Source organism: Kocuria aegyptia (genome assembly GCF_039530085.1).
Classification (GTDB): Bacteria; Actinomycetota; Actinomycetes; order Actinomycetales; family Micrococcaceae; genus Kocuria; species Kocuria aegyptia.
In genome coordinates this window covers 1-22,540 of the sequence record NZ_BAAAOA010000045.1, presented here as the reverse complement: position 1 = coordinate 22,540, position 22,540 = coordinate 1, and the positions used below count along the sequence as shown (strand labels likewise).

The 22,540-nt window shown below is 74.9% G+C and carries 16 protein-coding genes, 1 tRNA gene and 1 pseudogene; 10 read left to right on the top strand and 8 right to left on the bottom strand.

The window, feature by feature from the left end; all coding sequences use genetic code 11:
* The first annotated feature begins 102 nt into the window (after positions 1-102).
* The 7 genes from ABD220_RS14270 (at position 103) to ABD220_RS14240 (ending at position 8,567) form a co-directional block, all read left to right on the top strand.
* Positions 103-1,710 carry a carboxyl transferase domain-containing protein gene (locus ABD220_RS14270; protein WP_344123642.1) on the top strand — a complete coding sequence of 536 codons (1,608 nt, stop codon included), beginning with the start codon at positions 103-105 and terminating at the stop codon, positions 1,708-1,710.
* Positions 1,707-3,899, top strand: coding sequence for an ATP-binding protein (locus ABD220_RS14265; RefSeq protein WP_344123640.1), 2,193 nt, complete (start codon positions 1,707-1,709; stop codon positions 3,897-3,899). The genes ABD220_RS14270 and ABD220_RS14265 overlap by 4 nt, the downstream gene beginning before the upstream one ends.
* Positions 3,896-5,056 (top strand): acyl-CoA dehydrogenase family protein, encoded by a 1,161-nt coding sequence (locus ABD220_RS14260; RefSeq protein ID WP_344123639.1) that lies wholly within the window; start codon positions 3,896-3,898, stop codon positions 5,054-5,056. Before ABD220_RS14265 ends, ABD220_RS14260 begins: the two co-directional genes overlap by 4 nt.
* Positions 5,057-5,066: 10 nt before the next feature.
* Positions 5,067-5,555 (top strand): MaoC family dehydratase, encoded by a 489-nt coding sequence (locus tag ABD220_RS14255; RefSeq protein ID WP_344123637.1) that lies wholly within the window; start codon positions 5,067-5,069, stop codon positions 5,553-5,555.
* Between the two features lie 158 nt (positions 5,556-5,713).
* The gene (locus tag ABD220_RS14250) at positions 5,714-6,535 is read left to right on the top strand and encodes an HpcH/HpaI aldolase/citrate lyase family protein (protein WP_344123635.1); all 822 of its coding nucleotides are present in this window, start codon (positions 5,714-5,716) and stop codon (positions 6,533-6,535) included.
* Positions 6,536-6,613: 78 nt separating this feature from the next.
* Positions 6,614-7,441, top strand: a complete 828-nt coding sequence (locus tag ABD220_RS14245; protein WP_344123633.1) for an electron transfer flavoprotein subunit beta/FixA family protein — start codon at positions 6,614-6,616, stop codon at positions 7,439-7,441.
* 64 nt (positions 7,442-7,505) lie between these two features.
* Positions 7,506-8,567: an electron transfer flavoprotein subunit alpha/FixB family protein gene (locus tag ABD220_RS14240; protein ID WP_344123631.1), complete on the top strand. Its 1,062-nt coding sequence runs from the start codon at positions 7,506-7,508 to the stop codon at positions 8,565-8,567.
* A gap of 109 nt (positions 8,568-8,676) precedes the next feature.
* Here ABD220_RS14240 and ABD220_RS14235 read toward each other — a convergent pair whose 3' ends face one another.
* The 4 genes from ABD220_RS14235 to ABD220_RS14220 form a co-directional block, all read right to left on the bottom strand.
* Positions 8,677-9,660 (bottom strand): aldo/keto reductase, encoded by a 984-nt coding sequence (locus ABD220_RS14235; RefSeq protein ID WP_344123629.1) that lies wholly within the window; start codon positions 9,658-9,660, stop codon positions 8,677-8,679.
* A 111-nt stretch (positions 9,661-9,771) separates the two neighbouring features.
* Positions 9,772-11,568, bottom strand: coding sequence for a selenocysteine-specific translation elongation factor (selB, locus tag ABD220_RS14230; protein ID WP_344123627.1), 1,797 nt, complete (start codon positions 11,566-11,568; stop codon positions 9,772-9,774).
* Positions 11,565-12,902: an L-seryl-tRNA(Sec) selenium transferase gene (gene selA / locus ABD220_RS14225; RefSeq protein ID WP_344123625.1), complete on the bottom strand. Its 1,338-nt coding sequence runs from the start codon at positions 12,900-12,902 to the stop codon at positions 11,565-11,567. The genes selB and selA overlap by 4 nt, the downstream gene beginning before the upstream one ends.
* A gap of 50 nt (positions 12,903-12,952) precedes the next feature.
* Positions 12,953-13,047: transfer RNA gene (locus tag ABD220_RS14220), tRNA-Sec, on the bottom strand.
* 71 nt (positions 13,048-13,118) lie between these two features.
* Here ABD220_RS14220 and selD point away from each other — a divergent pair.
* Positions 13,119-14,108 carry a selenide, water dikinase SelD gene (gene selD / locus ABD220_RS14215; RefSeq protein WP_425552567.1) on the top strand — a complete coding sequence of 330 codons (990 nt, stop codon included), beginning with the start codon at positions 13,119-13,121 and terminating at the stop codon, positions 14,106-14,108.
* 27 nt (positions 14,109-14,135) lie between these two features.
* Here the strand turns inward: selD and nrfD are convergent, their stop codons facing one another.
* The 4 genes from nrfD to ABD220_RS14195 form a co-directional block, all read right to left on the bottom strand.
* On the bottom strand, positions 14,136-15,230 hold the full coding sequence (nrfD, locus tag ABD220_RS14210; protein WP_344123622.1) for an NrfD/PsrC family molybdoenzyme membrane anchor subunit: 1,095 nt from the start codon (positions 15,228-15,230) through the stop codon (positions 14,136-14,138).
* Complete coding sequence (locus tag ABD220_RS14205; RefSeq protein WP_344123620.1) at positions 15,227-16,222, bottom strand: 4Fe-4S dicluster domain-containing protein; 996 nt, start codon at positions 16,220-16,222, stop codon at positions 15,227-15,229. Before ABD220_RS14205 ends, nrfD begins: the two co-directional genes overlap by 4 nt.
* Positions 16,222-19,587, bottom strand: coding sequence for a formate dehydrogenase (gene fdh / locus ABD220_RS14200; RefSeq protein WP_344123618.1), 3,366 nt, complete (start codon positions 19,585-19,587; stop codon positions 16,222-16,224). Before fdh ends, ABD220_RS14205 begins: the two co-directional genes overlap by 1 nt.
* A gap of 87 nt (positions 19,588-19,674) precedes the next feature.
* On the bottom strand, positions 19,675-20,919 hold the full coding sequence (locus tag ABD220_RS14195; RefSeq protein ID WP_344123616.1) for a heparan-alpha-glucosaminide N-acetyltransferase domain-containing protein: 1,245 nt from the start codon (positions 20,917-20,919) through the stop codon (positions 19,675-19,677).
* 428 nt (positions 20,920-21,347) lie between these two features.
* Here ABD220_RS14195 and ABD220_RS14190 point away from each other — a divergent pair, with 428 nt between their 5' ends.
* Both ABD220_RS14190 and ABD220_RS14185 read left to right on the top strand, forming a co-directional pair.
* On the top strand, positions 21,348-21,824 hold the full coding sequence (locus tag ABD220_RS14190; RefSeq protein ID WP_344123614.1) for a hypothetical protein: 477 nt from the start codon (positions 21,348-21,350) through the stop codon (positions 21,822-21,824).
* 173 nt (positions 21,825-21,997) lie between these two features.
* A pseudogene (locus ABD220_RS14185) lies at positions 21,998-22,540 on the top strand (hypothetical protein); the annotation flags it as partial.

Sequence of the window (22,540 nt, the reverse complement as noted above, 5' to 3'; positions counted from 1 at the left end):
TTCCTGGACATTCTAGTGAGTCACCACTAACCTGAAGCCCAAGTTAGTCCAGATTAACCGAAATGGCATCCCCGGGTCCCCGGCCCGGATCGGAGGGAACGGATGCGCGTGCTGAGCACCCAGGTCGATCCGGGTGATGCCGGGTTCGCCGCCAACGCGGCCGCCCAGCGGGAGCTCGCCGAGGAGCTGGCGCGGCGCCTGGAACGGGCGGCGCAGGGCGGGTCGGCGTCCTCCCGGCAGCGGCACGTGGGCCGCGGCAAGCTGCTGCCGCGCGAGCGGGTGGAGCACCTCCTGGACGAGGGCAGCCCGTTCCTGGAGATCGGCGCGCTGGCCGCGGAGGGGATGTACGACGACGAGTGCCCCGCGGCCGGTGTGATCGCCGGGATCGGCCTGGTCCACGGCCGGCAGGTGATGGTGGTGTGCAACGACGCCACGGTCAAGGGCGGCACCTACTTCCCCGTGACGGTCAAGAAGCACCTGCGCGCCCAGGAGATCGCCCTCGAGAACCGGCTGCCCTGCGTCTACCTGGTCGACTCGGGCGGGGCGTACCTGCCGCTGCAGGACGAGGTCTTCCCGGACCGGGAGCACTTCGGGCGGATCTTCTACAACCAGGCCAACCTCTCGGCGGCGGGGATCGCCCAGCTCGCGGCCGTGCTCGGCTCCTGCACCGCGGGCGGGGCCTACGTCCCGGCGATGAGCGACGAGACCGTGATCGTGCGGGAGCAGGGCACCATCTTCCTGGGCGGGCCGCCGCTGGTGAAGGCCGCCACCGGCGAGGAGGTCACCGCGGAGGAGCTCGGCGGCGGAGAGCTGCACGCCCGCACCTCCGGGGTGGTCGACCACCTCGCGGAGAACGACGTCCACGCCCTGCAGATCGTCCGGGACATCGTGGCGACCCTGCCGCCCCCGGGGCCGCGCGCCTGGCCGGTGGCCGGTCCCGAGCCCCCGGCCGTGGCCGAGGACGAGCTCCCCGGCGCGGTGCCGGTGGACCCCAACGCCGGCTACGACGTGCACGAGGTCATCGCCCGGCTCGTGGACGGGTCCCGTTTCGCCGAGTTCAAGGCCGAGTACGGCACCACGCTGGTCACCGGCTTCGCCCACGTCCACGGCCACCCGGTGGGGATCGTGGCCAACAACGGGGTGCTCTTCGGGGAGTCGGCGCTGAAGGGCGCCCACTTCGTCGAGCTGTGCGACCAGCGGGGGATCCCGCTGCTGTTCCTGCAGAACATCACCGGCTTCATGGTGGGCCGCGACTACGAGGCCGGCGGCATCGCCAAGCACGGCGCCAAGATGGTCACGGCCGTGGCCACCACCCGGGTGCCGAAGCTGACCGTGGTGATCGGCGGGTCCTTCGGGGCCGGCAACTACTCGATGTGCGGACGGGCCTACTCCCCACGGTTCCTGTTCCTGTGGCCCCAGGCGCGGATCTCGGTGATGGGCGGGACCCAGGCCGCCTCGGTGCTGGCCACGGTGAAGGCCGACCAGCTGGCCGCCCGCGGGCAGGACTGGGACCCGGCCGAGCGCGAGGCGTTCATGGCGCCGATCAGGGACCGGTACGAGGCCCAGGGCAGCCCCTGGTACTCCACCGCCCGGCTGTGGGACGACGGCGTGATCGCCCCTGCCGACACCCGGGAGGTGCTCGGGCTGGCCCTCGAGGTCTGCTCCCGAGCTCCGCTGCCCGAGCCGGCCTTCGGCCTCTTCCGGATGTGAGCCCCGTGACCACCAGCACGCCCCCGCACCGCTTCGACGTCGTCCTCGTGGCCAACCGCGGGGAGATCGCCCGCCGGGTCATCCGCACGCTCCGGGAGCTGGGGATCCGCTCGGTCGCGATCTACAGCGAGGCCGACCGCGACGCCGTGCACGTGCGCGAGGCCGACGTGGCCGTGTGCGTGGGCCCGGCGGCCCCCGCGCAGAGCTACCTGCGCATCGAGGCCGTGCTCGGGGCGGCGCGCGCCACCGGCGCGCAGGCCGTCCACCCCGGCTACGGGTTCCTGTCCGAGAACGCCGCCTTCGTCCGGGCGTGCGCGGCCGCGGGGATCGTGTTCATCGGCCCCGGGCCCGAGGCGCTCGAGACCATGGGCGACAAGATCCGCGCCAAGCGGCACGTGTCCGTCGCCGGGGTGCCCACGGTCGCCGGGGTCTCGGAACCCGGGCTCGACGATGACGCCCTGGTCGCCGCGGCCGCCGGCATGGACTTCCCCGTCCTGATCAAGCCCTCGGCCGGGGGCGGCGGCAAGGGCATGCACGTGGCGGCCACCCCGGACGAGCTGCCGGAGGCCCTCGCCACGGCCCGGCGGGTGGCCGCGGCCGCGTTCGGGGACGACACCCTGCTGCTGGAGCAGCTCATCGAGTCCCCCCGGCACATCGAGGTGCAGGTCCTCGCCGACGCCCACGGGGCCGTGGTCCACCTCGGGGAGCGGGAGTGCTCGCTGCAGCGGCGGCATCAGAAGGTCATCGAGGAGGCGCCCTCACCGCTGCTGGACCCCGCCACCCGGGAGCGGATCGGGGAGGCCGCCTGCCGGGTCGCCCGTTCCGTGGGCTACACCGGGGCGGGCACCGTGGAGTTCCTGGTGCCCGCCGCCCAGCCCGAGACCTTCTTCTTCATGGAGATGAACACCCGCCTGCAGGTGGAGCACCCCGTCACCGAACTGGTCACGGGCGTGGACCTCGTGGCGCAGCAGCTCCGCGTCGCCGCGGGGGAGCCGCTGGGGCTGGTGCAGGAGGACGTGGTGCTCAGCGGCCACGCGGTCGAGGCCCGGCTCTACGCCGAGGACCCCGCCCGCGGTTTCCTGCCCACCGCCGGCGCCGTGCTGGCGCTGGAGGAGGCCGCCGGCCCGGGGATCCGCGTGGACTCCTCGCTGGCGCCGGGACTGGCAGTGGGCTCGGACTACGACCCGATGCTCGCCAAGGTCGTCGCCTGGGGGACCGACCGAGCCCAGGCCCTGGACCGGCTGGACCTGGCCCTGGCGGACACGGTGGTGCTCGGGGTGGGCACCAACACCGAGTACCTGCGCGCCCTGCTGGCCGATCCGGCGGTGCGCGCCGGGGACATGGACACCACCCTTATCGAGCGGCGGCTGCCGGAGCTGGAGTTCACGGCCCCCGACGAGAGCCACTTCGCCGCCGCGGCCGCCCACCTCGCCCGGCACCACCCCGCCGACCCGCGCCCCGCCGGGGACACGAGCCCCTGGTCCCGCCCGGACGGCTGGCGGCCCACCGGCCGCGCCCGGCCCGCGGTGGTGCTGGCCCACGGGCTCGAGGAGCCCCGCCGGACCGTCGTGGACCCCGCCGTGCGCCTGAGCCCGCTGCCGGGTCGCCCGGCCGCGCACCTGCTCGAGGCCGGCGGCACGTCGCGGGTGGTCCACGTGGCCGCCGGTGCGGGCGGGGACAGCGTCTGGGTGGGCGAGGACGGATTCGCCGTGGAGCTCCGGGTCCTCACCCGCGAGGACCGGCTCGAGCGGGCGCTGGCCGCCCTGGAACGCACGGCCGGGCCCGCCGCCCCGGAGCTGCACTCGCCCATGCCCGGCACCGTCGTCGCCGTCCCGGCCGCCACCGGGGACCGGGTGGCGGAGGGCCAGACCGTGGTGGTGGTCGAGGCCATGAAGATGGAGCACCGCCTGACCGCGCCCACCGCCGGCACCGTCGAGGTCTCCGTGCGGGCCGGCGAGCAGGTGCGGCTGCACCAGCTGCTGGCCCGCGTGGTCCCCGACGCCGTGCCCGGGGACGGCGTCCCCGGCGTCCTTCCCGGGGACGTCCGGGACGACAGGCCCGGCGGCCGCCCGGACGGGACGCCCGGCGGAACCTTGGAAGCACCCGGCACGCCCCCGCCGGCCGATCCCCGCCCGGCCGATCCCCGCCCGACCGATCCCCGCCCGACCGACCAGGAGCGCAGCCCATGAACTTCGAGCTCGACGAGGAGTACCAGGACCTCTCCGACACCGTCCGCGCCTTCGCCGACGAGGTGATCGCCCCGGTCTCCGCGCGGTACGACGCGGCCCACGAGTTCCCCTACGACGTCGTGGCGCAGATGGGCGAGATGGGCCTGTTCGGCCTGCCCTTCCCCGAGGAGTACGGGGGGATGGGCGGGGACTACTTCGCCCTGTGCCTGGCGCTGGAGCAGATCGCCCGGGTGGACCAGTCCGTGGCCATCACCCTCGAGGCCGGTGTCTCCCTCGGCGCCATGCCCATCTTCCGCTTCGGCACCGAGGAGCAGAAACAGCGGTGGCTCCCCGATCTCGCCGCGGGCCGGGCGCTCGCCGGGTTCGGCCTCACCGAGCCGGAGGCCGGCTCCGACGCCGGCGGCACCCGCACCACCGCGAGGCGGGAGGACGGGCAGTGGGTGATCGACGGCGCCAAGGAGTTCATCACCAACTCCGGCACCGAGATCACCCGCTTGGTGAACGTCACCGCGGTCACCGGCACCACGGAACTGCCGGACGGGCGCGTGCGGAAGGAGATCTCCACGATCATCGTCCCCGCGGACACCCCCGGCTTCCGCGCCGAGAAGGCCTACGACAAGGTCGGCTGGAACGCCTCGGACACCCACCCGCTGTCCCTCCAGGACGTCCGGGTCCCCGAGGAGAACCTGCTGGGGGAGGAGGGCCGCGGCTACGCCAACTTCCTCTCCATCCTGGACGAGGGCCGCATCGCCATCGCGGCCCTGGCCACGGGCGCGGCCCAGGGCTGCGTGGAGGAGTCCGTGCGCTACGCCCAGGAGCGGCAGTCCTTCGGCCGCCCCATCGGGGAGAACCAGGCCGTCTCGTTCAAGATCGCCCGCATGCAGGCCCGCGCTCACACCGCCCGGCTGGCCTACTACGACGCCGCCTCCCGGATGCTCGCCGGCCGGCCGTTCAAGACGCAGGCCGCGATCGCCAAGCTCGTGGCCGGGGAGGCCGCGATGGACAACGCCCGGGACGCCACCCAGGTCTTCGGCGGCTACGGGTTCATCAACGAGTTCCGGGTGGCCCGCCACTACCGGGACGCCAAGATCCTCGAGGTCGGTGAGGGCACCACCGAGGTGCAGCTCATGCTCATCGCCCGCGAGCTGGGGCTGTGAGGAGGCCGCCATGACCGAGGAGCGCAGGGTGGTCCGCCAGCGCGGGCTGTGGTTCGAGGAGTTCGAGGTCGGCACGGTCTACGAGCACGCCCCGGGCCGCACCGTGACCGAGGCGGACAACGTGCTGTTCACGACCCTCACCATGAACACCCAGTCCCTGCACCTGGACGCCGCCTGGTCCGGGCGCCAGCCCTTCGGCCGGCGGCTCGTGAACTCGATGTTCACCCTCTCGACCCTCGTGGGGGCGTCCGTGGCCCAGCTGACCCAGGGCACCATCGTGGCGAACCTCGGCTTCGAGTCGGTCGCCTTCCCGCACCCGCTCTTCCACGGCGACACCCTGTATTCGTCCTCCGAGGTCCTCGGCACGCGACCCTCGTCCTCCCGGCCCGGGCAGGGCATCGTCCGCGTGAAGCACGTGGGCCGCAACCAGGAGGGCGTCGTGGTAGCCGAGTGCACCCGCTCGGTGCTCGTGTGGACCCGTGAGGCCGCCCCACAGTGACAGCGCACCGTGATCACCGCTGCGGCACGGCGCGGTGCCGTCCCGCAGCGACACCCCGCAACGACACCCCCGGCGACACCCCCGGCGACACCCCCGGCGACAACCCCGGCGACAACCCCGGCGACAACCCCGGCGACAACCCCGGCGAAGGAGACCCGATGACCGACCCGTTAGGCCTCGGCCCGGCCCTGCTCTTCTGCCCGGCCGACCGCCCCGAGCGCTACGCCAAGGCGGCGCAGCGCGCCGACGCCGTGATCCTCGACCTCGAGGACGCCGTGGCACCGTCCGCCAAGCCTGCCGCCCGGGACGCCCTCGTGGTCACGCCCCTGGACCCGGCCCGCACGGTCGTGCGGATCAACGCCGAGGACACCGAGGACTTCGCCCACGACCTCGTCGCCCTGCGGCACACCGCCTACACCACCGTGATGCTGCCCAAGACCGCCTCCGCGGAGCGGCTCGCCGTCGCCGCGGAGCTGGGCCTGCACCGCGTCGTGGCGCTGTGCGAGACCGCGGAGGGCGTGGTCAACGCGGCCGAGATCGCCCGGGCCCCCAATGTGGTCGCGCTGATGTGGGGCGCCGAGGACCTCGTGGCCTCGCTCGGCGGCAGCTCGTCCCGGCGCCGGGACGGCGCCTACCGGGACGTGGCCCGCCACGCCCGCTCCACCGTCCTGCTCGCGGCAGGCGCCGCCGGCCGGCCCGCCATCGACGCGGTGCACGTCGACATCGCCGACCACGACGGGCTGCGCGAGGAGGCCCTGGACGCGGTGGCCTCCGGCTTCGCGGCCACCGCCTGCATCCACCCGGATCAGGTCGAGACCGTCCGCGCCGCCTACCGGCCCGACGCCGAGGAGCTCGAGGCCGCCCGCGAGCTGCTCGACGCAGCCCGCCGAGCCCCCGGCGTCTTCACCTTCCGCGGGCGGATGGTCGACGAGCCCCTGATCCGCCACGCCGAGCGCCTCGTGCGCCGCGCGGACGCCTGAGGGCCCCGGCCGCCCGCACGAACCGCCCCGACCGGGCCCGTCCGGTCCCGCCCCGTCCCTGTCCGTCCGGAGGAGACCATGAGCCAGCCCCTGACGATCGTCGTCCCCGTCAAGCACGTCCCCGACGCCGCGGGGCAGCGCGTCCTCGCGGGGAGCCCGCCCCTGCTCGAACGCACGTCCGGGATCCTCTCCGAGCTCGACGAGTACGCCCTCGAGGCCGCGGTGCAGATCGTCGAGAGCCACGGCGGCGCAGCGGCCGGGCACCGCGTGCTCGCCCTCACCCTGGGGCCGGAGGGCGCGACGGACGCGCTCAAGCGCGCCCTCCAGCGGGGTGCCGACGCCGGGTTCCATGTGCTCGACGACGCCCTCGCCGGCTCCGACGCCTGGGTCACCGCCCGTGTGCTCGCCGCGGCGGTGCAGCGGATCGCCGCCGAGGAGGACAAGCCCGTGGACCTCGTGCTCACCGGCATGGCCTCCACCGACGGAGAGACGTCCCTGGTCCCCGGTCAGCTGGCCGAGCGGCTCGGCCTCGCCCACATCGGCTTCGCGAGCTCGCTGGAGCTGGCCGAGGACGGCGCCTCGCTCACGGCCACCCGGCACACCGAGACCATGTCCCTCCGGGTCGTCGCGGACCTCCCGGCGCTCGTGGCCGTGACGGACCAGGCCAACACCCCCCGCTATCCCAACTTCAAGGCGATCGTGGCGGCCAAGAAGAAGCCGGTGCAGACGTGGCCGGTCGCGGGCCTCGGCCTGGACGCCGGCGCCGTGGGCCTCGCGGGCTCGCTCACCGAGGTGCTCGACGCCGTGCCGCGCCCGCCCCGGGCCGCCGGCGAGATCGTGCGGGACGAGGGCGAGGGCGGGATCCGCCTCGCCGAGTTCCTCGTGGCCCGCAAGCTCGTCCGATGACCCGGCCACGCCCCGCAGGACCCCATACGCACGCGCCCGCCCGCCGGGCGGGAGGAGGACGACCATGACCACGACGACGAGCACGACGACGAGCACCACGACGAGCACCACGACGAGCGCGACCGCGGCCCTCGTGGTGCTGGGCACCGCCGACCGGCTGCGTCGCGCCGACCGGGAGCTGCTCGTGCTCGCGGGCACCGTGGGCGAGACGCACGTCGTCGTCCCGGACGTGCCCGGCGACGCCCTGCTCGACGAGCTCGCCGCCCACGCGGTGGCCACCGTGCACACCCCGGAGGGCGGGCCCGGCGACCGGCTGACCACGCCGGCGGTCGCCCTCGCCGAGGCCGCCGCCCGGGAGACCGGCGCCACGGTGCTGCTGCTCCCCGGCACCCCCGAGGCCAAGGACGTCGCCGCCCGCCTCGGGGTGCGGCTCGAAGCAGGGGTGATCACCGACGTGGTCGCCCTCGACGCGGGCCTCGTGGCCACCAAGTCCGTCCTCGCCGGGGGGTGGACCACCCGCTGCCGGGCCACGAGCCCGGTGCTGATCGCCACCGTCCGGCCCAACTCGGTCGAGATCCCCGCGGACCGCCGGACCGGCATCACCACCGACGGCACCACCGACGGCACCGCTGCGGCACCGGACGGGGCGCCGGCCGGGGCGCGGCGCCCGCGGGTGCGCACGCACGCGCTCGAGGACACCGTGCCCGCGGCCCGGGTGGTGGGTCGCACCGAGCTGCCGGCCTCCGGGCGCCCGGCGCTGGGCGAGGCGCGCGTGGTCGTGGCCGGTGGACGAGGCACGGGCGGGGACTTCGGCCCGCTCGAGCAGCTCGCGGACGCCCTCGGCGGGGCGATCGGGGCCTCGCGCGCTGCCGTGGACGCCGGGTGGGTCGGCCCCGAGGCGCAGGTGGGCCAGACCGGGCGCACCGTCTCCCCGCAGCTCTACATCTCGTGCGGGATCTCCGGGGCCGTCCAGCAGCGCGCGGGGATGCAGACGGCGGGGACGATCGTGGCCGTGAACAAGGACGAGCAGGCGCCGGTCTTCGAGATCGCCGATCTCGGTATCGTGGGCGATCTGAAGAAGGTGCTGCCCCAGGCGGTCGAGCACCTCCGGGCGCTGCGCGAGTAGGGGCCCGCACGGCGCGGCGCCGACGGGCGCCGGCGCCGCGCGATGGCCCGTGCCGGCAGGTGCCCGCGCCGTCGGGGAGCCGCCGATGGGGACCCCGGTACGGGGCGGCTCAGAAGCCGGAGGGGTGTCGCGGGGTGTAGGCCTCCTCGAGGCGGCGGCTCTCCTCCTCGGACAGCTCCAGCTCGACGGCGGCCACGGCGTCGTCGACGTGGTGCGTCCTCGTCGCGCCCACGATCGGCGCCGTGACGGCGGGCCGGCCGGCGACCCATGCGAGGGCGACCTGGGCCATCGGCACGCCGCGCTCGCCGGCGACCGCCGCGACCGCGTCGACGATCGCCCGGTTCGCCTGCTCGTCCTGGGTGTAGAGGCCCTGGCCGAACGCGTCGGTGCGCTCCCGGGGCCCGGAGCCGGCGGCGCCCCACGGCCGTGCCACCCTGCCGCGGGCGAGCGGGCTCCACGGGAGCACGCCCACTCCGGTGGCCCGGCAGAACGGGTGCATCTCGCGTTCCTCCTCGCGCTCGAGCAGGTTGTACTGGTCCTGCATCGAGACGAACCTCGTCCAGCCGTGCAGCTCGGCGACGTGCTGCATCCGGGCGAACTGCCACGCCCACATGCTCGAGGCGCCGAGATAGCGCGCCTTGCCGGCCTTCATGACGTCGTGGAGGGCCTCCATGGTCTCCTCGACGGGGGTCCGCGGGTCGAACCGGTGGATCTGGTAGAGGTCGACGTAGTCGGTCCCCAGGCGCCGCAGCGACGCGTCGATCTCGTGCATGATCGCCACCCGGCTCAGCCCGCCGCCGTTGCGGGCGTCCCGCATCCGCCCGTGGACCTTGGTGGCGATCTGGAGCTCCTCCCGCGGGGCGATCTCCTTGAGCAGCGTGCCGGTGATCTCCTCGCTGGAGCCCAGCGAGTACACGTTGGCCGTGTCGAACGTCGTGATCCCGGCGTCGTGGGCGCGGCGCACGAACGCCCGGGCCTCGTCGAGGCCCACGCTCCACGCGTGCGTTCCCCTGGCCGGGTCCCCGTAGCTCATCATGCCCAGCACCACGGCGCTCACCTCGAGGCCCGAGTTCCCCAGACGGACGGTTCTCATGACGGTTCCCCTTCTCCACGACGGACGACGGCACGGATCCGCGACGACGGCGGTGTCACGGGCCCGCTCCCGGGCCCGGCAGGACCTCCCCGGCCGGACGGGCCCGTGGGCTCATCGCACCACCGTGCGGTGGCCGGCGTCCAGCCGCCGGGTCCAGCCGCGGGCGTCGAGGTGCTCGAGCAGCGGGATCGCGACGCGCCGGGAGGTGCCGAGCGCCTGGCGCGCCTGGCTCGTGGTGAAGGGCTGCGGCAGCCGGGCGAGCTCGCGCATGGCCAGGGCGGGGGCGGTGGGGAGCAGCACGACACCGTCCCCCAGCCGGAGCAGCCGGCCGGTGCGCTCGGCCGCGGCGAGCTCACGGGCGCCGAGCCGCAGCGCCGTCAGGTCGTCGGCCTCCGGGCTCCGGAAGGGCTCGGCCCCGAGCCGCCGTTCCAGCTCGCGGACCGCGGTCTCGTGGGCGCCGAGGCCGCCGCGGTGCTGCGGGGAGCGGATGTGCCCGCCGTCCTGCGCCAGGCCGGCGCCGCGGACCACGGGCTCGACCAGCGCGGCGTCCGGCAGCGCGAGCAGGTCACGGGCGGCGCCCCGCGAGAGCCCGGCGGCCAGGGGGTCGCGGGCGTGCAGCTCGTCCACCGCGGTGCGCAGCCGCTGCGTCCAGGACTCCAGCACGGGGGCGTGCACCCACCACTCGCCGAGCACGCGCACGTCGTCCGGGGCGACGGCGCCCGCGGCGGGCAGCAGCCCGAGGCGGTGCAGGTGCTGGGCCTGCACCGCGCCGCGGCGGGCCACCTCCACGCGGACGTCCCCGCGCACGTCCATGCCGGCGAGCCGGGCGGCCCGGCGCGCCCGGTCGCCGCGCCGTCCGAGAGCGGGCGGTTCGGCGTCGAGCACCCGGGCTCCGCCGAGCACCGAGCGGCTACCGGGGTCACGGAGCACCAGGCGGTCCCCGAGGACCAGGGGCAGGGGCCGGTCGAGGACCAGCCGGGCGTGCTCGTCGTCGAAGGGGCTCAGCCGGGCGGGCACCGCCGCGGTGCCCGCGTGGACCACGAGGTGCTCGGCCGTGTCCGGGAAGGTCGGGCCGGTGCTGCGGCGGATGTCCAGGACGTCGGTGAGCGGCCACGTGCCGGGGGTGACCAGGGCGTCGCCGCGGTGCACGTCGGCGGCGGACACCCCGCGCAGGTTGAGCGCCACGCGGGTGCACGGCTCCAGCGCGGTGTGCGGCACGTTGCGGCTGTGCATGCCGCGGACCACGACCGGAACGGCCTCGCCGTGGCCGAGCAGCTGCAGCCGGTCGCCCTGCCGGAGCGTGCCCGCGGTCAGGGTGCCGGTCACCACCGTGCCGGAGCCGGTGATCGTGAAGGAACGGTCCACCCACAGCCGCAGCCGCCCCCCGGTGGGCGCGGGCGTCCGCGCCAGGACGTCGTCGAGGGTGGCGCGCAGCTCGGCGAGGCCCGTGCCCTCGAGGGCCGAGACGGTGACCACGGGCGCGTCGCGCAGGCCGGTGCCGGCCAGCTCCGCGCGGACCTGGGCGAGCACCTCGGCGGTGCGCCCGGGCGCCCGGTCGGCGCGGGTCAGCACCACCACGCCGTGCTCGATGCCCAGGGCCGCGACGGCGTCGCGGTGGTCGCCCGACTGCGCCTGCCACCCCTCGTCGACCGCGACGACGAAGCAGACGACGGGGGCGGGGCCGAGGCCGGCGAGCATGTTGCCGAGGAAGCGCTCGTGGCCCGGGACGTCCACGAACGCGACGTCGCGCCCGGACGGCAGCGTGGTCCAGGCGTAGCCCAGGTCGATGGTCAGCCCGCGGCGGCGCTCCTCCTCCCACCGGTCGGGCTCCATGCCGGTGAGGGCCCGCACCAGGGTGCTCTTGCCGTGGTCGACGTGCCCGGCCGTGGCGACGACGTACGCGCTCACCGCGCCCCTCCGGTGCTGTCGACGGCCCCGGCGAGGGCGGCCAGGGCCGTCTGCACCGCCGCGCGCAGGCGCTCGTCGTCGGCCTCGGGGACGCAGCGCAGGTCGAGCAGGCACGCACGGTCGTGGACCCGGGGAAGCACGGCGGGGCGGCCGGTGCGCAGCAGCGGGGCCGCGGCCTCGGGCAGCCGCACCGCCCAGCCCGGCAGGGGCACGCCGGGCGCGCCGCCGCCGCCGACCCGGCCGTCGTGGGCGACCACCGGGGCGCCGACGGCCGCGCCGAGCCGTTCGGCCCGGTCCCGGAGCCGGTCCGGGTCCGCGTGCAGCGCGCGCACGACCGGGGCGGGCCCCCCGGCGAGCGTGGCCTCCAGCGCGGCGAGCGCGAGCTTGTCGGCGCGGACCGCCCGCGCGAGGGGGTGGGCGGCCATCCGGGCGACGACGTCCGAGGCGCCGAGCACCAGCCCGGCCTGCGGGCCGCCGAGCAGCTTGTCGCCGCTGGCGATGACGATGTCGGCGCCTCCCTCGAGGGCGGTGGCGGCATCGGGCTCGGACGGCAGGCGCGGGTCGGGGGTCAGCAGCCCGCTGCCGAGGTCGGCCACCAGGGGCACGCCGTGGGCCCGGGCGAGCGGCCGCAGCTCGCCGACCTCGACGCCCGCGGTGAACCCCTCCAGCCGGAAGTTGCTCGGGTGCACCTTGAGCAGGCACCCGGTCTCCGGGCCGATCGCCTCGGCGTAGTCGCGCAGGTGGGTCCGGTTGGTCGTGCCCACCTCGCGCAGCCGGGCGCCGGTCGACTCGATGAGCTCGGGGAGCCGGAAGCCGGCCCCGATCTCGACGAGCTCGCCGCGGCTGATCACCACCTCGCGGCCGGCGGCCAAGGCCGTGGTGGCCAGCACGAGGGCGGCCGCCCCGTTGTTGACCACGAGCGCGTCCTCGGCGGGCGGGCAGGCGGCGAGCAGGGCCGCCCGGGCCGCGGCGCCGCGGCGGGAGCGGGTGCCGGTGCCCAGGTCGAGCTCCACGTCGACGTACCCGCCGGCCGTGACCAGGGCGTCGAGGGCGGCCGCGGACAGCGGGGCGCGGCCGAGGTTGGTGTGCACCACCACGCCGGTGGCGTTGAGCACCGGCGTCAGGCTCGAGGCGGAGCGGGCCCCGAGCGCGGCGAGCACCGCCGGCTCGACCTCGTCCGGGGCGATCTCACCGCGCCGCGCCCGGTCCTGGGTCTCGCGCACCAGCGCGCGGACGAGGTCCTCGCTCAACCGGTCGCGGGCCTGCCGGACGGGCGGCAGGGCCATGAGCTGGTCGGTGCGCGGGATGAGCCGGCGCGGGTCGTCCAGGGCCACGGTTCCTCCTCGGCGCGCCGGGCGCGTGGCAGAAGTTGGCGGAGGGAAGTTGGCGGAGGCGGACGGGAATCGAACCCGCCAGGCCGAGGTGCTCGGCCTCACCGGTTTTGAAGACCGGGGGGCCCACCAGGACCCGGACGCCTCCGCCCCCCAACCTAGCACCGCAGTCACCAGTAGGCTGTCGCCATGGAACACACCCGGACGCAGAAGCCGCCCCTGTCCGCGACCGCGCCGGTCCGGCTGACCGGTTTCGCCCACGGCGGCGGCTGCGCGTGCAAGATCCCTCCCGGCGAGCTCGAGGACGCGGTGCGGGGCCTCACCGGCCAGTCGGGGGCCGGCGTGCTGGTCGGCCTCGACGACGGCGACGACGCCGCGGCCGTCCTGGTGCGCGAGGACCTCGCGGTGCTGTCCACCGCCGACTTCTTCACCCCGGTCGTCGACGACGCCTACGACTGGGGCCGGATCGCCGCCGCGAACGCGCTGTCGGACGTCTACGCCATGGGCGGGCGCCCGGTCATGGCGATCAACCTGGTCGGGTGGCCCCGGGACGAGCTCCCGATGGAGCTGCTGACCGAGGTGCTCCGCGGCGGTCTGGCGGTCGCGTCCGAGGCCGGGTGCCCGGTGATCGGGGGGCACTCCATCGACGACCCCGAGCCGAAGTACGGCATGGCCGTGACCGGCGTGGCCGACCCGGACCGGCTGCTGCGCAACGACGCCGCCGCGCCGGGGCTGCCGCTGACCCTGACCAAGCCGATCGGCGTGGGCCTGCTCAACAACCGGCACAAGACGACCGGCGAGGTGTTCCCCGAGGCGGTCGCCACGATGACCCGGCTCAACCGGGACGCGGCCGAGGCCGCGCTGGCGGCCGGGGCGCGGGCGGCCACGGACGTCACGGGCTTCGGCCTGCTCGGGCACCTGCACAAGATGTGCCGTGCCTCCGGGGTCGGCGCGGTGCTCGACCGCCGTGCCGTGCCCCTCGTCGAGGGCGCGGCGCAGGCGCTGCGGGACGGCTACGTCTCCGGCGGGACCCGCCGCAACCTCGACTGGGTGCGTCCGCACCTGCAGGCCGCGACCGGTGTTGCCGAGGACGACCTGCTGCTGCTGGCCGACGCGCAGACCTCCGGCGGCCTGCTGGTGGTCGGCGAGGTGCCGGGGTACCCCGTGATCGGTCACACCGTGGCCGGGTCCGGCATCACCGTGCGCTGAGACCCGTCCCGGGACGCCGCCGGGCGCTCAGCCGACGGTGGTGATCGAGTCGTCGGTGACCCCGGCGGCGCGACGCGCGGCCAGCCGCGCCTTCTGCGGCTCGATCGTGTAGCGCGGGTCCACGGCCGAGTGGAGGCCGGCTTCCATGACACCGAACCGGGTCAGCGCCGAGGAGGCCAGCAGCGCCAGTCCCGAGACCGCGGCGACGGCCCGGTGCCGTCCGCCCAGCAGGGTGCCGAGGCCGCCGGCGACCGCCAGCCGCTCGCTCCACGCCAGCATGGTCCCGGCCTGGCCGTGGTGCAGCGGCTCGGCCGCCACCGGGTCCATCCGGCGCTCCATCAGCTTCGTGGCGATCAGCTCCCCCGCCACCCCGAGCACGGCGAGCCGACGGGCGGGGCCGGCCTCGCCGACCGACGTGGTGACCATCGCCAGACCGCCCGAGGCGAGGCTGGCCGAGCTCACGAAGACGAAGGCCAGGTCCTCGCGGGCGGCGTTCCACGTGGGCGTCGCCGTGTCGGCGAGCAGGGCCGCGGTGTAGGCGGCGAGCGGGCCGGCGAAGACCGCGGCCTCGACGCCGGCCGGTCCCTCGACGGCGCGCAGCACCGGGCGCAGCGGGCCCAGCGGCAGGCGGGAGCCGGTCATCCGGTCGACCTCGGACGCGACCGCTGTTCCCATGCCGGCCCCAAACGCGCTGAGGATCCACGTGCCCATGCTCATCGGCGAGGTCGGCTTGAACGTGCGTAGCATGTGCAGGAAGCGCTCCGGGCGGCCGAGGTCGGCGACCAGGGCCGCGCCGCCGAGACCGAGCGCGGTCATCGAGCCCAGCCGGGCGTTGCGGCGCAGCTCGGCCCGGCCGGTGAGCTGACCGCCGAGCGCGAGCAGCGCCGAGCCGCCGGCCACGCCGCCGAGGAACAGGTACGCGGCGACCTCGTGGCCCCAGGGCGCCGGCTTGACCACCGGGCGGCCGTAGTAGGAGCCGAACTCGGGCTCCGGGACCATCGGCATCTCGCGGGAGCCGTCGCCACCGCCGCCCTGCCCGGCGCCCCGGCGGCGCGGCCCGTCCCGCCGCCGTCGGCGCGGCGGCTCGGGCGGACGGTAGCTGTCGAACTCGGACAGGCTCACGAGCGGCCTCCCGCGAAGGCCAGGGCGGCGGCGGCGAGCATGCCCGCCGCGGCCAGACCGGCCCGCTGGTACATCCGGGGCAGGTCCGCCGTCGGCACGCGCGGGTCCGGGGGGAGCCCGTAGACCTCGGGCTCGTCGAGCAGCAGGAACACCGATCCGGTGCCGCCCACGCCGTCCAGCTCGTTGGCGCCGTAGAGCCGGGCCTCGGTGCGTCCCTGGGCGTGCAGCTCGGCGACCCGGTGCCGGGCCTGGTCGACCATGTCGTCGTGCTCGCCGTACTTGATGGACGTCGTCGGGCACGTCTGGGCGCACGCGGGCGTCTGGTCGTCCACCATGCGGTCGTAGCACAGGGTGCACTTCTGGGCGACGCCCACGTTCTTGACCTCGGGCTTGCCCGGCTGCCCGTCCCGCTCCGTCCGCGGTGCGGCCGTGCCGTCGGTGCGCCGCTCGATCACGCCGAACGGGCAGCCGGCCACGCAGGTGCCGCACCCGTTGCACACGTCGTCCTGCACCACCACGGTGCCGTGCTCGGTGCGGAACAGCGCCCCGGTGGGGCACACGTCGAGGCATCCGGCGTGCGTGCAGTGCTTGCAGACGTCGGAGGACATCAGCCAGCGGAACTCCGGGGTGTCCGGCGGGGTGGTGTCCTCCGAGGCCGGCTGCGGGCGCGCCTCGGGCGGGCCGACGCGGGGCATGCCCAGGCTCACGAGCTTGCGTCCGGACTCACGGGCCTCCTCGATGCGCTCACCGTCCTGCTCGATGAACGCCACGTGCCGCCAGGTGCTGGCGCCCAGGGAGCCGGTGTTGTCGTAGGAGGACTCGAGCAGCTGGAGGTCCCCGTCCTGCGGGTTCTGGTTCCACTCCTTGCAGGCCACCTCGCAGGCCTTGCAGCCGATGCAGATCGAGGTGTCCGTGAAGAAGCCCTTCCGCGCGTGCTGGTGCTCCCAGTGCGCGTCGGCCGTGGGATCGGTCGGTCCGGCCAGCTGGCCCATCAGTGCTCCCTCGTCGGGTCGGTCGTCGGGTCGGTGGCCGGGTCCGTGCTCCGGCCGGGGTCCGGGGCGGTGTCGTCGATCCGGGTGTTGCCCGTCTCCACGGTGGCGCCCGCGCGCTGCTGGTACTCCGCGACCAGGTCCAGCAGCTCGGGGCCCCGCGGACGGCGGCCCGGGCGGATGTGGCAGGAGCCGACCTTGGAGTCCTGGATCTGCACGTTGGGCTCGAGCGTCAGGCCCAGCAGGTCGTTGGCGGAGTCGCCGCTGACCACGGCGTCGTCGCCCACGCCCCAGTGGTACGGGAGCCCGATCTGGTGCACGGTGTGCCCGCCCACCACGAGCGGGGTCATCCGCTCGGTGACGAGCACCCGCGCCTCGATCGCCGCCCGGGGCGAGACGATCGTGGCCCAGCCGTACGGCTCCAGCCCGCACTCGGCGGCGAGCTCGGGGGAGACCTCGCAGAACATCTCCGGCTGCAGCTCCGAGAGGTACGGCTGCCAGCGGCTCATGCCGCCGGCGGTGTGGTGCTCGGTGAGCCGGTAGGTGGTGAACACGTACGGGTACACGTCCGCCCCCGGCTCCCCGGCGCTCGGGGCGGTGAGGTTGTCCGGACGGGCGAACAGCACCCGGGAGGGGTTGCGCTGCTGGGCGTACAGGGCGTTCTCGACCGGCGACTCCTGCGGCTCGTAGTGGGTGGGCAGCGGCCCGTCCACCACACCCTTGGGCGCGTACAGCCAGCCCTTGCCGTCGGCCTGCATGATGAACGGGTCGTCGCCGGCCAGTGCGGCCGCGCCCCCGGCGTCGGGGTCGGGACGGGTGCCCGGGGCGAGGTGGAGCGGGAAGTCGGGCACGTCGTCCCCGACCCACTGGTCCTGCTCCTCGTCCCACCACACGAGCTTCTTGCGCTCGCTCCAGGGCCTGCCCTCGGGGTCGGCCGAGGCGCGGTTGTATAGCAGCCGGCGGTTGGCCGGCCACGCCCAGCCCCACTCCAGCGCGGCGGAGTCCTGCTCCTGGCCGGGCCTGCGCAGGGCGGCGCGGTTGACGCCCCCGGCGTAGACCCCGGTGTAGATCCAGCAGCCGCCGGAGGTCGAACCGTCCGCGCGCATCTCCGTGTACGAGGACAGCGGCCTCCCGGCGTCCGGGCCGGTGAGGTGGCGGCCGTTGATCTCGGCGAGCACCGCCTCGGGGTCCGGCTCGCCGTGCTCGTCGACGGGGTAGTCCCACGTGAGGTCCAGCAGCGGACGGTCGCGCTCGTCGTCGGACCCGGCCAGCCGCTCCCGGATCCGCCGGCCCAGCTCGAAGAAGAACTGGAGCTCGCTCTGGCACTCGCCCGGCGGCGCCACGGCCTGGTGGCGCCACTGCAGCAGCCGCTGGGTCTGGGTGAAGGTGCCGGACTTCTCGACGTGCGTGGCCGCGGGCAGGAAGAACACCTCGGTCTCGATGTCCTCGGTGCGCAGCTCGCCCGAGGCGATCTCCGGGCCGTCCTTCCACCAGGTCGCCGACTCGATGAGGTTGAGGTCGCGCACCACCAGCCACTTGAGGTGGGACATGGCCATCCGCTGCATCCGGCCGTTGGAGGACCCCACCGCGGGGTTCTGGCCGAGCAGGAAGTACCCCTCCACCTCGTCCTCGAGCATCCTGGTCAGCGTCTGGAAGGTGCCATGGGCCCCGGTGAGGCGCGGCAGGTAGTCGTAGGCCCAGTCGTTCTCCTGGGTGGCGGCGTCCCCCCACCAGGCCTTGAGCAGGCTCGTCGTGTAGGCGTCGGCCTCGGCCCAGTAGCCCTTCTGCTTCTTCGACGCGATCGCGGCCAGGTAGTCCACGAACGTGTCGTGGGTGCCGGCCACCGGCATCGGCAGGTAGCCGGGCAGCAGGTTGAACAGCGTCGGGATGTCGGTCGAGCCCTGGATGCTGGCGTGCCCGCGCAGGGCCATGATCCCTCCGCCGGGACGCCCCATGTTGCCCAGCAGCAGCTGCAGGATGGAGGCGGTGCGGATGAACTGCGCCCCTAGGCTGTGCTGGGTCCAGCCCACGGCGTAGGCGAAGCAGGTGGTCCGTTCGCGCCCGGAGTTCTCGGTGATGGAGCGGGCCAGGTACGCGAAGTCCTCGGGGTCGATGCCGCACACCTCCTGCACCATCTCCGGGGTGTAGCGCACGAAGTGGCGCTTGAGGATCTGGAACACCGTCCGGGGGTCCTGCAGGGTGTCGTCGCGCTGCATGCGGGCGTGCTCCATCGGGGCGCCACCGCTGCCGAACTGCTGGCCGGCGGCCTCGGCCACGGAGGCGTCCGCGCCCGCGTGCTCGGGGTCGCCCCGGGGCCCTTCGACCTTGCCGTCGCCGTCCCCGGAACCGTCCTCGTTCTCGTCGTAGGCCCACGACGACATGTCGTACTGGCCGCTCTCAGGATCGAACCCGGAGAACAGCCCGTCGAGGTCCTCCGCGTCGCGGTAGTCCTCGTTCACGATCGTGGCCGCGTTGGTGTAGGCGCGGACGTACTCCTCGAACCACAGGTCGTGGGTGAGCACGTGGTTGATGAGCGCGCCGAGCAGCACGATGTCCGAGCCGGCCCGGATCGGGACGTGCTTGTCGGCGACGGCCGAGGTGCGGGTGAAGCGCGGGTCGACGTGGATGATCCGGGCGCCGCGGGCCTTGGCCTCCGTCACCCACTGGTAGCCCACGGGGTGGCACTCGGCCATGTTGGAGCCCTGGATGACGATGCAGTCGGCGTTGGCCATGTCCTGCAGGGACTGCGTCGCGCCACCGCGACCGAACGAGGCTCCCAGACCGGGAACCGTCGCGGAGTGTCAAATACGGGCCTGGTTCTCGATCTGGATCGCTCCGGCCGCGGTGAAGAGCTTCTTGATCAGGTAGTTCTCTTCGTTGTCCAGCGTGGCGCCGCCCAGGGCCGCGAAGCCCATCGTGCGGCGCAGCGGACGGCCCTGCTCGTCCGTGTCCTGCCAGCCGTTGCGGCGCGCCTCGAGGACCCGGTCGGCCACCATCTCGACGGCCGTGTCGAGGTCCAGGCGCTGCCACTCGGTGGCCCGGGGCGCGCGGTAGAGCACCTCGGTCTGCCGGCCCGGCGCGTTGACGAGCTGCTCGCTGGCCGAGCCCTTGGGGCACAGGCGGCCGCGGGAGATCGGTGAGTCCGGGTCACCCTCGATCTGGACGACCTTCTCGTCCTTGACGTAGACCCGCTGGCCGCAGCCGACCGCGCAGTACGGGCACACGCTCTGCACGACCCGGTCCGCGGTGCTCGTGCGCGGGGTCGTGGACCGGGTGCGCTCCGAGGTCACCGCCGGACCGCGACCGAGCAGGTCGCCCGAACGGATCTGCCGGAGGACCGGCCACTCCAGGGGACTGAATCGTGACATGCCAGGAGCATAACCTGCCAAGGCGCGCTATGGCAGGGGCCACACCGGACGGGCGCGCCGTCGTGCTCGCCCGCCGGTGCGGAATGCTCACCGGCCCCGCGGGGACTCCGCCGCCCGGGAGGGTGTGCCCAGCACCAGGCGGCGGGTGCTGCGGACCGCGGCCGCGATCGCCCGCTCGAGCGGCCCCTGGCCGAGCGCCGCCTGCCACAGCACGGCGGAACCGGCGGCCACGGCCACGTGCACGGCGAACCAGAGCGCGCGGTCCTCGTAGTGGAGCGTCGTGGCCAGGGCCAGCAGGTGGGCCGAGTACAGGGTCAGGGTGCGGCCGCCCATGGCGCCCAGCGTGGTCCACAACCGGTTCGGGCGCGCGACGAGCAGGAAGAGGCCCAGCACGGCCAGACCGGTGCCCAGGTCCATGAGCAGCGTCACCGGGGTGTTGCTGTGCGGTCCCGGGGTGAGCAGCCACCACCAGGTGGAGGTGGGCAGGGCGGGACTGGGGCCCCAGACGAGGATCTCGTCGATCTGGTCCTCGCTCAGCCACGGGGTGTGGCGGATCAGCCGGCCGTAGCCGCCGGCCTGCAGGACCAGCACCCAGTAGACGAACCAGGCGCCGAGCGCCAGGACCACGCCGAGCACGGCGATCCGGACCCGCACCACGACCTCGTGCAGGTCCGTCCGGCCGAGGAGCAGGCCGGCGCAGAGGTACGTCAGGTAGGGCACGGCGGGGTAGGTGCCGGTCAGCAGCACCTGGGCGAGGGTGGCGCCCGGGTCCGCGAGCACGCTGCCGAGCGTGGGGTTCAGGGCCTCCGGACGGGGCAGGGCGGGCCCGAGGACGTGCACGAGCACGGGGCCCAGGACCGCGAAGAGCGCAGCGGCGGCGGCCAGCGTACGGCGCCGCAGACCGAGCAGCGGGACCGCCAGCAGGAAGAACGCGCCGTAGTAGACGAGGATGCCCAGCGCGGGCGCCGGGGACGGCATGACCTGGTTGATCGCCAGGCCGAGGGAGGCGATGAGCAGGGCCCGCACCACCAATCCGGCGCGGGTCGCCGTCAGCGCGCGACCCCGGTGCGGGGTGCGCCCGCCCGAGGAGAACGCCAGGCTCAGCCCGGCCAGCAGGGCGAACAGCGCCGCGGCGCGCCCGGCGAACAGGCTCCACTGCAGGGTGGGTTCGAACGTCTCGGGGTCGTGGACGGGCAGGATGTGGACCGCGATCATGCCGATCAGCGCCAGGCCGCGGGCGGCGTCCACGGCGATGAGGCGGGGTCTGCGGGCGGGCGCCGCGTCGGACGCGCGGGTCGTGCCGGTGGTGGGGGCTTCGGACGTTCGGCTCATGGGGGTCTCCGGGGGGCGGGGAGCGCAGGGGGGTCGTGACCGCTGCCGGCGGGGACCGGCGCGGCCGTGCGCGGGGGGCATGCGCGTCGAGGGGCGCGCGGACGGGACGGCTCGCGGCGACGCGGCCGGCCGGCAGGGTGTCCGGCGGGCCCCGGGGGCGGGGCCGGTGCGGACGGGGCGCACCAGGGTGGGGGCCTGGCGCGGTGGCGGCCCGGATCCCCTCGGGCCTCCTCGACCCTAGGGGCCGGAGAATCCCCTGTCCACTTTGCGCATCGGTGTTGTCCCAGGTCACACGGGGTTTGGACACTGTTCACCGACGCCCCTCTGGAACTGCGCCGGGGTGGCTGGTTCGATGGGAAAGGGCCCCGCCGAGCTGCGCCGAGCGCGGTCCCGGGGCCACGGAAGCATGACCTGAGGAAGGTTCGATCATGAGCAACGCACTGTCCTTCCCGTCGACGACCCGGTCGGTCGACCTCGTCCACGTCCCGCTGCTCCCGGGGTCCCCGGAGCGCCCGGACGAGGCCTGCGCCGACAGCGCGGGCGGCGACGTCGGCCTCCACCCCGCCGGGCTCCTCCAACGGGTCTTCACTGCCGCGGGGGAGGTCGAGACCGCGGAGTGGGCGCTCGACCAGGTCCTCGAGGCCGCGGCCTCCGGTGAGGAGGTGGGGATCGGCCTCGACGTCGCACCTCTCGACGGTGCCCTGGAGTCGGCGCACTGGGCGCTGGACCGGGCGGTGGAGGCCCTGCGCGCCGAGCTCCGCCGCGCGGCCCGGCGCGGTGTCCCGCTCGCCCTCCTCGCCGAGGCGTCCGCGACGGACGTCGGGGAGCTGCGCTGCCTCCTGCACCCCTCCGACGCCCTCACCGGTCCCGATCTCGCGCCCGGAGGGCTGGCCGCCGCCGGCTGAGACGGTTCCGCCCCCGCACTGCCCCCGCGGCCGGCCGTCCAGGCGGAAACAACGCCGAAAACCTGTCCAGATTGTTCAACAATCATTACACTGGCAGGACAGTGACCGCGGCCACGTCCTGGGTGGCCGGCGATCTGCCCCGGCGCAGGTCGCACCCGTCCCGAGGAGGCCGCATGTCCAGCACCGCCCCCGTCCCGCCCGCCCCGGAGGGCCGCGGATCCGTCAGCACCCCCGCGGCGATGCGGGCCATGAACCGCTCCGCCCTGCTGGGCGCCCTCTTCCTGATGGCCACCAGCGCCATCGGCCCCGGGTTCATCACCCAGACCGCGAACTTCACCGTCCAGCTGGGTGCTGCCTTCGCGTTCGCCATCGTCGTGTCCATCGTCGTCGACATCGCGGTGCAGCTGAACGTGTGGCGGATCATCGGCGTCTCCGGGCTCAAGGCGCACGAGCTCGGCAACCGCGTGCTGCCGGGCCTCGGCTGGCTCATCGCCGCGCTCGTGGCCACCGGCGGGCTCGTCTTCAACATCGGCAACACCGCCGGGGGCGGGCTCGGCCTGACGGGCTGCTGGGCCTCGACCCCACGTGGGGCGGCCTCCTCACGGCGCTGATCGCGGTGGGCGTGTTCGCCAGCAGGCGCGCGGGCATCGCCCTGGACCGGATCGTGGTGGTGCTCGGCGTGATCATGCTCCTGGTGACCGCCTACGTGGCCTTCG

Bases quoted from the DNA above. Each gene is read 5' to 3' on its own strand.
- ABD220_RS14270 (WP_344123642.1), top strand. From the start codon at position 103: ATGCGCGTGCTGAGCACCCAGGTCGATCCGGGTGATGCCGGGTTCGCC.
- ABD220_RS14260 (WP_344123639.1), top strand. From the start codon at position 3,896: ATGAACTTCGAGCTCGACGAGGAGTACCAGGACCTCTCCGACACCGTC.
- ABD220_RS14255 (WP_344123637.1), top strand. From the start codon at position 5,067: ATGACCGAGGAGCGCAGGGTGGTCCGCCAGCGCGGGCTGTGGTTCGAG.
- ABD220_RS14250 (WP_344123635.1), top strand. From the start codon at position 5,714: ATGACCGACCCGTTAGGCCTCGGCCCGGCCCTGCTCTTCTGCCCGGCC.
- ABD220_RS14245 (WP_344123633.1), top strand. From the start codon at position 6,614: ATGAGCCAGCCCCTGACGATCGTCGTCCCCGTCAAGCACGTCCCCGAC.
- ABD220_RS14240 (WP_344123631.1), top strand. From the start codon at position 7,506: ATGACCACGACGACGAGCACGACGACGAGCACCACGACGAGCACCACG.
- ABD220_RS14235 (WP_344123629.1), bottom strand. From the start codon at position 9,660: ATGAGAACCGTCCGTCTGGGGAACTCGGGCCTCGAGGTGAGCGCCGTG.
- ABD220_RS14205 (WP_344123620.1), bottom strand. From the start codon at position 16,222: ATGGGCCAGCTGGCCGGACCGACCGATCCCACGGCCGACGCGCACTGG.
- ABD220_RS14195 (WP_344123616.1), bottom strand. From the start codon at position 20,919: ATGAGCCGAACGTCCGAAGCCCCCACCACCGGCACGACCCGCGCGTCC.
- ABD220_RS14190 (WP_344123614.1), top strand. From the start codon at position 21,348: ATGAGCAACGCACTGTCCTTCCCGTCGACGACCCGGTCGGTCGACCTC.